We start from the raw sequence: 12,358 nt of genomic DNA, 5'->3' as shown, positions 1-12,358 counted from the left end.
GCCCACGCCTCCACCGGCGGGACATCGTCCTGACGGAGACGTCCGACGGCCCGGCCCGGAGTATGTGGGGCAGAAGGCTGATGGTGCGTCAGTCGCGTCGGCCGCTGGACCTTCCGTGCCTTTATGTCCGGTAATCTGCCGATGTGCGGTGAGAAGGCGGCGAGAAGGCCGCGAGTGGGACGGCAGCGAGGAGAGACGCCATCATGAGCTACGGTCCTGGACGGCTTCTCCGGCGGCGCGCCGTGCCGTTCGCCGTCGCCGCGGCTCTCACCGGCGTCATCGCCTTCACGGGCACGTCCCTCGCGACCCCCGCGCAGGCCGCGCCCTCCGCGCCGTCCGCGCCCTTCGCGCAGACCGCGCAGTCCGCGACCGCCATCGGTACCGTCGCCGAGCAGCTCAGGAAGGGGCCCGTCTACGTCGATCCGCGCGTGTCGGACCAGCTCACGCCGAGCCAGGCGAAGACGCTGGCCGATCGGATCAGGTCGGCGGACAAACCGCTCTTCGTGGCGGTCCTGCCGGCCACCGCGCAGTTCCCGGCGCGGACCGTCCTCCAGGACCTCCGCTCGGCGGTCGGCATCACCGGCCTCTACGCCCTCCACCTCGGTAGCCGGTTCGACGCCGGGGCCGACCCGCAGGTCATGTCGCCCGCCGCGGTCGACAACCTGGTCGGGCAGGTCCAGCGGTCCTCCGGCGGCAGTACCGCCACCCAACTCGACGACTTCGTCAAGGGAGCCCTGCCGCAGACCGACGGCCGGGCTCCGGCATCCTGGAGCGGCGGTGGCGGTGGCGGGGGTGGCGGCGCGACCGGCGCGATCGTGGCGGGGGTGGTCGTGGTCCTCCTGGCCGGCGGCGGATACCTGCTGGTCCGGCGGCGGCGCAAGGCGCGCGAGGAGCAGCGGCGGGACCAGTTGCGCCGACTGCGCGAGGTCGTGGACGAGGACATCACGGCCTTCGGTGAGGAGGTGGACCGGCTGGACTTCCAGCCCGCCGACCCGTCGTCCGACGACCTGATGCGCGCCGACTACTCCCACGCCCTCGACGCGTACGAGCGCGCCAAGTCGCTGATGGGCGCGGCCCGCCGCCCGGAGGACGTGCAGCCCGTCACCGAGGCCCTGGAGGAGGGGCGCTTCGCCCTGGCGACGCTCGACGCCCGCCGCGCCGGCAAGCCGCTGCCCGAACGGCGTCCGCCGTGCTTCTTCGACCCCCGGCACGGTCCCTCGGTACGCGACGTGTCCTGGGCGCCGCCCGGCGGAGCCCCTCGCGACGTGCCCGCCTGCGCCGCGGACGCGGCTCGGATCGACGACGGCGACGCGCCGCTGGCCCGTACGGTCGACACCGCCCGCGGCCCGCGGCCGTACTGGAACGCCGGCTCGGCGTACGCCCCCTATGCGGGCGGCTACTTCGGCGGCGGTCTGCTGCCCGGCCTGCTGGTCGGCACGCTGCTGGGCGGGTCGCTCTTCGGGCCCGGCTACGGCTACGGCTACGACGGCGAGGGCGGGGGCGGGGGCGAGGGCGGAGGCGGAGGCGGCCCGGAGGGCGGCGACTACTCCGGGTCCGACTTCGACCCGGGCGACTTCGGCGGCGGCGGTGGCGGAGACGGCAGCGGTTTCGGCGGTGGTTTCGAGTGACCCGCGAGCCGTGCGGTACGAGGGTGCCGTCGTCGAGGTCGTCGAGGTCGTCGAGGTCGTCGCAGGTGGCGCCGTGGGCGACCTGGGCCGCCGGGTCGGGAGCCTCTGACGCGGTGCGGTAGCCGATCGTCAGGTCTGACGATCGGCCTCGGATGCCGACGCCCGCAGTGCAAAGGGTGACCCTGCCGGCCGTAGATCCGCCGGTGCGTGTCGCCGGCGACGGACAGTCCATCCGACATCAACTGCTTCGAGGGGACCGTTTCGCCGGCCTGCAGCTAGCGGAGGACCTGCTCGGTGGGGTTGAGGACGGGGTGCTCGCAGGCGTCGATGTGACAAGTTCCGGATCGTCGTCGTGCGGGCTGGCCTGGCTAGATGGCGTGGTCGTCGAGGTCGTCGCCCCGGTCCGTTGCGAGCGCGATCGGTAGCGGCAGTCCGTACTTGTCGCACAGGAATCGCGTCTGGCAGTACCGCTGGGCGTCAGCGGCCACCCTGCCGAGGATCGCGGCATTCATACCGGCACCGACAAGGACACCCACGACCGGCACGACCTTGGCGACGTCCTGGACCGACACCTTGGAGCCGGCCGGACCGAGTTGCTGCAGCAGCTTCTCCAGGGCGGCCACGAGGTGATGGTCTTGGCGGAGTTTGTCCGACCACCGTATCCGTCCTCTGAGCGCATCCGCCGCCCGAGCGGTGTCGCGCAACGGCTCGACCTTGGTTGCCTGGGCCATGAAGGACCGGCGTACGAGACGCTGGATGAAGGTCTGCTCGTCGGGATCTTTGGCGTCGTAGCCGTAGGAGTACGCGATGCGCGCCGCGATCGACGTGCTCAGGACCTGGACCACGAGGATGTCCGCTGTCATCGCGACGGGGATGCCGGCGACGGGGACCATGGCCAGCAGCCCCATCGCACCGCCTTCGACCGCGCCGGCGGTCCGCCACGTGAGGGTGTTGAAGGTCAGGAGCCTGTCACAGGACTTGAGATCCTTCTGCCGAAGCTCGGTGAAGCTGTCCAGTTCCACACCTCGTTTGCGGGCGAGCTTCTCGACGCCTTTCGGGTCGTTGAGCTCCAAGGCCCACTCGTTGACCATCTCGAGCAGCGCGGTAGCGGCTGCGAGCGCCGGTCGGGCAGCTTTGGTGGCGACAGCGTCACCCGCGCGACGGATCGGTGCCTTGACCGCCTCCGGCACAGCGCCCCTGACCCGGCCCACTGCGCTCCCCGCGGCCTCACCGGTGCGACCGAGCGCGGCGTTCGCCCAGTTCGGCAGTCCACGACGGTTGTCGCGACGTTCCCAGTGCGCGTTGAGCGCGGCCCACACCTGCCCCTCGTAGTCACTCATCGGGGGCACACCGTTGAGGAATGGATCTGCTTGAGCGCTCATATGGGGTCCCCCATGTCGACTGTGCTGTTCAATGGAGCCCTACCGCCCAGGTCGGACAGCCGCTGAGCTGGCCCGTAGGGCTCAACTACGGTGGCTCCTCCATGAGCTGGCAACCCGGCCAGGCCACCCGGGCGACGCCGTACCGACTTCGAGGAGGCAACGGCGTGTTGCCTGCGCGACGACGGAACAGCCTTCGGGCCCTTACGGCCGGGTCGTGAGATCCGGAACGGGTACCGGGTCGGTGACGACGGCGAGGTAGCGGAACTCGCCCCCGGGTCCGTCTTGCAGTGAGTAGGGCTGCCAGTTGAGGGTGTAGGCGCCGTGCAGGGTTCGCGTGTTCCGTGGGTAGTCGCCGCCGCCCCAGAGGAGTCGGTTCGGGAGGGTGCGGCCCTCGTGGAGGCGGAATTCACGGTCCCGGGTGTCGTTCTGCTTCGAGGGCAGCCACAGGCCGGCTTCGTTGGTGATGAGGAGGGCCAGGCCGTTCTGGTCGGGGCGGTTGCCGAAGCGCTCCAGGCGGGCGATGTCGGAGACGAAGCCGAGCCGGGCCAGGTCGGCGGCCGAGTGAGACCGTAGTGCGTACTGCTCCTGGTCAGGTCCGGCCGTACCCGTCCACTTGGCCGTGCGGTACTTGAACTCGATGGCGGTGCGGGCGGAGGGTCCGATGCAGAGTAGGTCGAGGTATCTTCGGCCGGTCGTGTCCGGGACGTCCTGGCGTACTTCGAGTCGAGAGCTGACCTCGGGCGCCAACTCCCACAACACGCGCGCGAAGCTGTGCTGGAGGTCCGCCTCGGAGTGGAAGACCGGGCGATCGTGCCGGAGCCGGGCCATGACCTCCGGCAGCGAGACTTCGCCGGCGATGAGAGGTCCGGACGTCGGCACGGCCTCCGAGCCTTGTTCCGCTGATCTTTCCTGCATGTGGCGTCCCCCCCGGGCCGGCAATCCGTCGAGGCGACGGTAGCGCCGTCCGGGGGCCCGTCTCAGGCGTTCCCCCGAGTCGGGTTGTTCCCGCCCGGAAGCGGGATGCCGAGGCTGGCTTCCACATGGCCCCCAAGCCACCCCGGGAACGACTCAGGGCCCCGATCCTCGAAAAGATCAGGGCCCTGACCTGTTGCTTTGGAGTCGGGGTGGCGGGATTTGAACCCACGGCCTCTTCGTCCCGAAGGCAGTTGAGGCCCTGGCGTGACCTGCGGGATTCGGGAAACCGCAGGTCAGGGGGTGGGGTGGGGGTTGGTCTGAGCGGGTCTCGGGAGGCCGTTTTTCCATGATCGTCTCCCAAATTTCTCCCAGAGAAGGCGGGCTCTTCCTGCAGCAACGCTGCGCTGCCTCGACAGGGGTGGCAGCTGACGCGGCTACCACCCCGTCTCCTCGTCTTCGTTCACATGCTTCGATCAGGGCGCGGATGGCAGACCCTCTGTTGCTCCTGCCCCCGGCAGAGTATCGCCGTACCGCATGCCCTGCTGGTAGGGGATGGAGGCCGAAGGAAGGGCAGGAGTCTTGCGGGGGCCGAACATGAGATTCGACGGCTGCTGCGTCCGTCGGTCGGACACCACGATCCCACCCCGCCACTTCCCTCCGGCGTCCTGGTAACGGAACTGCAGCTTCTTCAGCCGTTGACCGAACTGCTCTCGCAGTGGCCGATAAGCATCGTCGCAGTGCACATTCCACGTCACGTCGCTCAGGTAGGCATGACACGCGATCGGAAACAGGAGGGAGGACACCGCCAAATCAGCGACTTGGAGGAGCGTGTGAGTGTCGCTGTGCCCGAAGACCGGGGACTCGATGACCCCGCGCAGGCTGTCCCCACCCGTGCGGTATTTGCGGGTGGTCACGCAGTGCACGTTGGGGGCGTTCTTCACCTTCGTACGGCTGTCGAGCACCATCATGCCGCGCGAGTGCTCGTGGGCGAGCTGCGCCTGGAAGGTCTCGTTCAGCGCGGCGACGGAGGCCGGGTAGACTCCGGACTCGTCGAACGCCAGCCTCTCTTCCTTGATCCACACACGAGCGAGGAGACGCGCTTCGTGAGCCTCCAGCATGTCGAGGAGTGAAGCGATCAACTCCATGGCCGCACGCCGCCAGCCGTGGTTGCCGGCGCGCAGGTTCTTGCGAACGTCCGCGCCCTTGATCTCGTGCTGGATCACGTCCGAGAGCTGGTCCGCGTTCCGAAGCTGCGGTCGGTAATGCTTCTTGACGTCGAGGAAGGCCCAGGTGAGGGACTTGATGTGGTTCCGGGGCACGGTGAATCCGCCGACGACGAGGACCGGAGGGGCATCAGGCCGCGCGGGATCAAGTGTTTGCCCGTTGCCCGCCTCGTCGATGTAGCAAAGATGCACCGAACCTCCGTAAACACGTCTGTGGCCGCCCCCGAAGGGACGGCCACAGGGTCTGCGCAGCCATATGCGCGATGTTTTGCTTGCTGAGTCCGATCCTGCCAAGGTAGCGACGGGCAGTCAAGACGGGCGTCACCGTCGGTTGATTGGTGAGCGGGTTTCAGCCTGCTCTGGCGGCGAAGCCGAAAACGCCATCCAAGTGCACGGCGGCCTGGAAGTGTGCTGGGCCGGTCTGCGGAAGATCTTGAGCTGCCCGTGGTTCGACCAGCTGTAGGACTCGTGCAGGCGGAAATGACGGACACCCGGGACGGCGGCATCCTGCCGAAGTCACCCTCGCTGCCGCCCGAGCTGGAGCGCGGAGCCCGGCTGTACGGCCTGCGCCTGGTATCGGCCCTGGCTGGCGGCTCTGCGGTGGGGCCGCGTCTGGCTGGCGGTTCGGGCACGACCGGGCGTGCGGACGTTGGGGTCTGAACGGGCGGGGGCTGTCTGGGAGACCGCAAGATGGTCCTCCCGGGGGCTTGGTGGTCGTAGGATCCACGGTGTGATTACGGGCGAACTGAAGAGCAAGGTGGGGCGCGTCTGGGACGCGTTCTGGTCCGGCGGTATCTCCAACCCACTGGAGGTGATGGAGCAGATCACCTATCTGCTTTTCATCAAGCGGCTGGACGAGATCCAGACCCGTAAGGACCGCAAGGCGACAGCAACGGGCAAGCCTGACCCGGACCCCTTCTTCACGGACGACCAGCAGGATCTACGCTGGCAGAACTTCAAGGTCAAGGATCCCGAGATCATGTACGGGGTCGTCGCCGATGGCGCCTTCCCGTACTTGCGCCGCATGGGCGGGGACGAATCGACATACTCCCACCACATGAAGGACGCCCGGTTCACGATTCCCGGGCCGAACCTGCTGGCGAAGGTCGTCGACCTCCTCGACGGCATCTCCATGGACACCAGCGACACTAAGGGCGACATCTACGAGTACCTGCTCGCTAAGATCGCCACGTCAGGCCAGAACGGTCAGTTCCGCACGCCGCGGCACATCATCGACCTGATGGTCGAGATGACCCAGCCTGGACCTCGCGACGAGATCTGCGACCCGGCGTGCGGCACGGCTGGCTTCCTGGTGCAGGCGGCGTCGTACATGCAGCGGGTACACCGCGAGTCGCTGCTGGGTGCCGAGCAGCGCAAGCGCTTCAACGAGAAGACGTTCCACGGCTTCGACTTCGACAACACGATGCTCCGCATCGGCTCCATGAACATGTTGCTCCACGGCGTGGAGAACCCGGACATCCGGCACCGTGACTCGCTTGCGGAGAGCGCGGCCGACGAGGCCGAACGCTACTCCCTGATCCTCGCGAACCCACCTTTCGCGGGGAGCCTGGACTACGAGTCCACGGCGGTGGACCTCCAGCGCATCGTCAAAACGAAGAAGACGGAACTGCTGTTCCTGGCCCTTTTCTTGCGGCTCCTTAAGCCCGGTGGCCGGGCGGCCGTCATTGTCCCCGATGGGGTGCTGTTCGGTTCGACGAAGGCACACAAGGAACTGCGCCGCATCCTGGTGGAGGAGCAGCAGCTCCAAGCGGTAGTCAAGCTACCGAGCGGAGTGTTCAAGCCGTACGCGGGTGTATCGACGGCGATCCTGTTCTTCACGAAGACGGACTCGGGTGGCACGGACCATGTCTGGTTCTACGACATGCAAGCGGACGGTCTGAGTCTAGATGACAAGCGGAACCCGTTGCTTCCCGAGGAGCGCCTAGGAGTCCGCCCGCAGGGCGACCCGCTGACGGCCGACGAACTCTTGAGGAATAACCTCCCCGACATCCTGGCCCGCTGGCAGGAACGGGATGGCGCGGAGCGAGGCCGGGCACGGACCGAGCAGAGTTTCTGCGTACCCAAGGCGGATATCGCGGCCCAGGGCTACGACCTCTCCCTGAACCGATACAAGGAAATCGTTTACCAGGAGATCGTGACGCGGACCCCGGTGGAGGTCCTGGCTGATTTGGAGCAACTCAACGAAGAAATCGCTAAGGGCACGGCGGAGCTGAAAGGGATGTTCGCATGAGTTTCGCATCCCTGCCGTTGGGTGATATTGCTGAGATTAATCCGTCGCATAAAAAACCCATCGATCCTGAAACCGAGGTGTCATTTCTGGGTATGGCGGATGTTTCTGAGCTCGGAACTACGGCTCCTGGTGTGACGCGGCGGTACGGTGAAGTGCGTACCGGTTACACGCCTTTCTGCACCGGAGATATTCTTGTCGCGAAAATCACGCCATGTTTCCAAAATGGCAAGATCGCGCAGGCGCGGCTTGAGCACGAAATCGGTGCAGGTTCTACGGAATTCCATGTTATTCGGCCTAAGCAAGACGCGGACGCACGATACTTGCTGAGATTTCTTCGACAGCATTGGATCCGTGTCGAGGGTGAGCTTCGGATGACTGGCAGTGGCGGTCAGAGGCGGGTTCCAGAATCCTACTTGCGACGCCTTATGGTCCCGTTGCCCCCACTTGCGGAGCAGAAGCGCATCGCCGCCTTCTTCGACCAGGTGGACGCCCTCCGTATCAAGCGCCACGAGGCTATCGACCTCCTCGACGACCTCGCCCAGTCCATCTTCCTCGACACGTTCGGCGATCTGCCGAAGTCGGCAAGGTTGGCCGACTTCGCTCAAGTGCAGGGAGGACTCCAGCTTTCAAGCGCCCGGACTTCCAAGCCTCAGGAGGTGCCCTACCTTCGCGTAGCGAATGTTTACAGGGGCTATTTGAAACTGGATGTGATCAAAACGCTGCAGGCGAGTCCGCAAGAAATCGAGCGCACTCGCCTTGCGGCTGGCGATCTGCTAGTTGTGGAAGGGCACGGAAATCCTTCCGAAGTTGGACGTGTTGCGCTATGGGACGGTTCAATTGATGTCTGTACGCACCAGAACCACTTGATCCGGATTCGAGTGGATCGTCAGTATCTCGTTCCCGAATATGTGGAGATGTATCTGAATTCTGCGGTGGGTAGACGTCACTTGCTGAGGTCGGCGAACACGACTTCTGGACTCAATACCATTAGTACGGGCGCTGTGAAGGAAAGCCCGATTGCAGTGCCGGATTTGGGCCGGCAGCACGCGTTCTTGAGCCGGCTGAACCGTTTGCAGGAGGTCAAACAGTGTCACCTGACCCACCTCGCCACCCTCGACGAACTCTTCACCTCCCTGCAACACCGTGCCTTCTCCGGCGCCCTCTGGGATCATGAGGCGACCGGCGGCGCGGCGTAAGCCGCCTCCGGTGTACCCGGTGCATAGCGCCGACCGCACCACACGCCGCCCCTGCGGTCGAGCAGGGGAGCCCGGGTCCAGGGGCGGCTCTGCCGTAGGAGACGGACAAGATCTGTCGACCTCGTACGGGTCCGGGGCTCCCCGGACCCGTACGATTGAGCTGCGTAACAGGGGAGGGGCACCGGCATGGGTGACTTGCAGAACTGCGACGGCCAGGGACGGACCCAGCAGGACAGGGCCGCCCGCGACCGCGCCGCCGCCGGTAGCATCGGCCGTGCCGCAGGTGGCAACTTCGCCTTCCTCTATGCCGAATGGCCCGCCCTCTACGATGAAGCGACCCGCGCCGAGCGGCTGATCCATCACGATCCCCGAGCCGCCTGCTTCTACGCCCGCCGCGCCATCGAGATCGCGGCCCGCTGGATGTATGACAAGGACAGCAGCCTCAGCCAGCCCTACAAGAAGGACCTCGCGGCGATGCTCCACGAGCCGACCTTTCGGCAGCTCGTGGGGCCGAGGGTCAACGCCAAGATGGACCTCATCCGCCGGCATGGGAACAATGCCGTGCACAAGGCCGCCCCGGTCCCGAAGTCCATCGCTGAGGCAAGTGTCAGGGAGCTGTTCCACTCCCTCTACTGGTTCGCCCGGACCTATGCACTCCGGCCCGCCGCACTGCCCCCCGCCGGCCTGGAATTCGACACCAGCGTTGTACCGCGTCCCCTCTCCCCTCAGGCGCGCGCCCTAAGGCAGGCCGAGCTCAAGGCCAAAGAGGCAGAGGACGAGGCGCGCTTTAAGCAGCAAGCCGAGCAACTTGCGGCTGAACGCGCCCAGAACGCGGACCTGGCCCGGCAACTCGAAGAGCTCAAGGCACAGATCGCCGCCGCGAAGGCCGCCAACCAGGCTGTGCAGGACACTCACGACTACGACGAGAAGGCGACCCGCGACGCGTTCATAGACCTGCTCCTCAAAGAAGCGGGCTGGGACCTCCTCACTCCCGGAAAGGACACGGAGTACCCGATCGCCTCCGGTATGCCCACCAAGAGCGGCAAGGGCTTCGTCGACTACGTACTTTGGGGCGACGATGGCAAGCCTCTCGCCGTGATCGAGGCCAAGCGGACCCGGCGTGACGCCCGGGACGGGCAGCAGCAGGCAAAGCTGTACGCGGACGCGCTGGAAAGCCAGTTCAACCGCCGCCCGGTGATCTTCTACACCAACGGATACGAGACCTATCTCTGGGACGACGGCCTTGGCTACCCGCCCCGCCAGGTGCAGGGTTTCTTCACGAGGGACGAGCTGCATTGGCACATCCGGCAGCGTGCCGGGCGCCTCTCCCTGACGACCACACCGGTGAACGAGAAGATCGCCGGCCGTCCCTACCAGCTTCGTGCGATCAAGCGTGTGGGCGAGACCTTCGAGCGGGACCGGGGGCGGCAGGCGCTGCTCGTCATGGCGACTGGCACTGGCAAGACCCGTACCACCGTGGCCCTCGTGGACCAGTTGATGAAGGCGGGGTGGGCGCAGCGGGTGCTGTTCCTCGCCGACCGGCAGGCATTGGTCACCCAAGCGATGAAGGCGTTCAAGGAGAACCTGCCGAACACCCCGGTGGCCAGCCTCCTCGACGACAGGGGTGCGGCGGCCCGTGTCTACCTCTCCACGTACCAGACGATGATGAAGCAGATCGATGTCATCGACGGCGCGGGCCGTCGCCGCTTCGGTCCCGGCCACTTCGACCTGATCGTGATCGACGAGGCACACCGCTCCGTGTACGCGAAGTACGGCGAGCTGTTCCGCTACTTCGACTCGCTGCTGCTCGGCCTGACCGCCACGCCCAAGAACGAGATCGACCACAACACGTACAAGCTGTTCGCCATGGAGGACGGGGTCCCGACCGACTCGTACGACCTCCAGGAAGCGGCCGCCGAGCACTATCTCGTCCTGCCCAAGGCGGTCAAGGTACCGCTGAAGTTCATGGAGCACGGCATTCGTTACGCCGACCTCTCGGACGAGGAGAAGGCCGAGTGGGACGCCATGGAGTGGACCGAGGACGGTGACATCCCGGACGCGGTGAGCCGTGACGAGATGAACAAGTACCTCTTCAACGACAACACCGTGGACAAGATGCTGGAGACGCTCATGACGCGTGGTCACCGCGTCGAGGGCGGTGACCGGCTCGGCAAGACGATCATCTTCGCCAAGAACAACGAACACGCCCGCTACATCGAGGCCCGCTACAACGCCAATTATCCGAAGGGTGCCGGCCATACAGCGCGTGTGATCACGTACAAAGAGACCTACGCACAGTCCCTCATTGACGCCTTCTCCAACCCGAAGAACCCGCCGAACGCTCCCGACATCGCCATCTCCGTCGACATGCTCGACACCGGTATCGACGTGCCCGAGGTGGTGAATCTGGTCTTCGCCAAGCCGGTCTTCTCCAGGACCAAGTTCTGGCAGATGATCGGTCGCGGCACCCGCCTGCGTCCGGCCCTCTATGGTCCCGATTCCACCAACCCCGCGCACAACAAGCAGAACTTCTACGTCTTCGACTTCTGCGGCAACATCGACTTCTTCAACAGCCAACTCGACCGGTCAGAGGGACGCAGAGCCGTCACCCTCACCGAACAGCTCCTACGGCGCCAGCTTGACCTGGTGCGGGTCCTGGACAAGCGGCAGCAGCCCGATCCTGCACGCGATGCTGGCCCCGATGCGATCAGTACTGAGGCCGAGATCCGCTGGGCGCTCGCCCACCGGCTGCATCGGACTGTCACCGGTATGAACCTGGACAACTTCCTGGTGCGCCCGCACCGTAGGGAGATCGAGACCTTCGGCGAGTTCGGCAGCTGGCACCGGGTGGACGACGCCGCGGACACCGAGATCCGTGACCACCTGCTCGGTCTCCCCAGCGAGTTCCGTCCCGATGAAGAGACGGGCGAGGAGGCCAGGCGGTTCGACCTGATGGCGTATGGTCTCCAGCTCGCCGCGCTGGAAGGCGGCAATGAGTTCGCCAAGCTGCGCACGAAGATCCAGGACATCGCCTCCAACCTGCTGACCAAGACCAACATCCCCGTGGTCCGCGAGCAAGCGGAACTTCTGGAAGCGGTGTCCGGAGAGGAGTGGTGGAACGACGTGACGCTCCCGATGCTGGAGGATATGCGGCGTCGTTTGCGCCAGCTCGCTCGGCTCACCGACCCCGCTGTCAAGCGAAACATCGTCTACACCGACTTCGTCGACGAGTTCGGCGACATCAGTGAGGCGGAGATCGAGGGCATGCCCCAAGGCACGGACGAGCAGCGCTTCAAGCAGAAGGCGCGGGCCTATCTCCTTCGCCATGAAGATCAGCCGGTGGTGCGCAAACTGCGTCTCAACGAGCAGATCACCGAGCTCGATCTTGCAAGTCTGGAGGAGGTCTTCCTCGCGGAGGCTGTCGCCTCACCCGAAGACCTGGACGAGGTGCGCTCATCCGGAGGGCTTGGTCTCTTCGTGCGCGGGCTGTGCGGGTTGGATCGGCAGGCCGCGCAGAAGGCATTCGAGGCATTCTGCGCGGGCAAGGAGCTCAGCTCCCGCCAATTCGACTTCCTGACACTGGTTATCGACGCGGTTGTCAGGCGCGGAATCCTCAGCCTGGGAGATCTCTACGAGGACTCGTTTGCCGACCTCGCCCCCGGGGGGCCGGACGACCTGTTCACGGGTGACGAACTCGAACGGCTCAAGGTCATCTTCAAGGAACTGGAGCAGACGGCCAAGCCCATCACCCTCGCGGCATAGG

7 protein-coding genes are annotated in these 12,358 nt (G+C 65.9%); 4 read left to right on the top strand and 3 right to left on the bottom strand.

The annotated features are described in order from the left end of the window. Positions 1–203: 203 nt before the first annotated feature. A complete protein-coding gene (locus RVR_RS16375) occupies positions 204–1,628 on the top strand; it encodes a hypothetical protein (protein WP_202234566.1) in 1,425 nt (474 codons plus the stop codon). Positions 1,629–1,996: 368 nt separating this feature from the next. Here the strand turns inward: RVR_RS16375 and RVR_RS16370 are convergent, their stop codons facing one another. The 3 genes from RVR_RS16370 to RVR_RS16360 form a co-directional block, all read right to left on the bottom strand. Further along, on the bottom strand, positions 1,997–2,968 hold the full coding sequence (locus RVR_RS16370; protein WP_237404785.1) for an EcsC family protein: 972 nt from the start codon (positions 2,966–2,968) through the stop codon (positions 1,997–1,999). Between the two features lie 243 nt (positions 2,969–3,211). After that, positions 3,212–3,889 (bottom strand): hypothetical protein, encoded by a 678-nt coding sequence (locus RVR_RS16365; RefSeq protein WP_237404784.1) that lies wholly within the window; start codon positions 3,887–3,889, stop codon positions 3,212–3,214. 509 nt (positions 3,890–4,398) lie between these two features. Continuing rightward, positions 4,399–5,340 carry a DUF3800 domain-containing protein gene (locus RVR_RS16360; protein ID WP_202234564.1) on the bottom strand — a complete coding sequence of 314 codons (942 nt, stop codon included), beginning with the start codon at positions 5,338–5,340 and terminating at the stop codon, positions 4,399–4,401. Positions 5,341–5,878: 538 nt separating this feature from the next. Between RVR_RS16360 and RVR_RS16355 the strand changes: the two genes are divergently transcribed. The 3 genes from RVR_RS16355 to RVR_RS16345 all read left to right on the top strand — a co-directional run bounded on the left by RVR_RS16355 (position 5,879) and on the right by RVR_RS16345 (position 12,357). Beyond that, positions 5,879–7,399, top strand: a complete 1,521-nt coding sequence (locus RVR_RS16355; RefSeq protein ID WP_202234563.1) for a type I restriction-modification system subunit M — start codon at positions 5,879–5,881, stop codon at positions 7,397–7,399. Next, positions 7,396–8,595 carry a restriction endonuclease subunit S gene (locus RVR_RS16350; protein WP_202234562.1) on the top strand — a complete coding sequence of 400 codons (1,200 nt, stop codon included), beginning with the start codon at positions 7,396–7,398 and terminating at the stop codon, positions 8,593–8,595. The genes RVR_RS16355 and RVR_RS16350 overlap by 4 nt, the downstream gene beginning before the upstream one ends. A gap of 186 nt (positions 8,596–8,781) precedes the next feature. Further along, positions 8,782–12,357: a DEAD/DEAH box helicase family protein gene (locus tag RVR_RS16345; RefSeq protein WP_202234561.1), complete on the top strand. Its 3,576-nt coding sequence runs from the start codon at positions 8,782–8,784 to the stop codon at positions 12,355–12,357. The last annotated feature ends 1 nt before the right edge of the window (position 12,358 follow it).

This window comes from Streptomyces sp. SN-593 (assembly GCF_016756395.1).
Classification (GTDB): Bacteria; Actinomycetota; Actinomycetes; order Streptomycetales; family Streptomycetaceae; genus Actinacidiphila; species Actinacidiphila reveromycinica.
The sequence above is the reverse complement of the archived record's forward strand: the minus strand, read 5'-3'. Positions and strand labels throughout refer to the sequence as shown.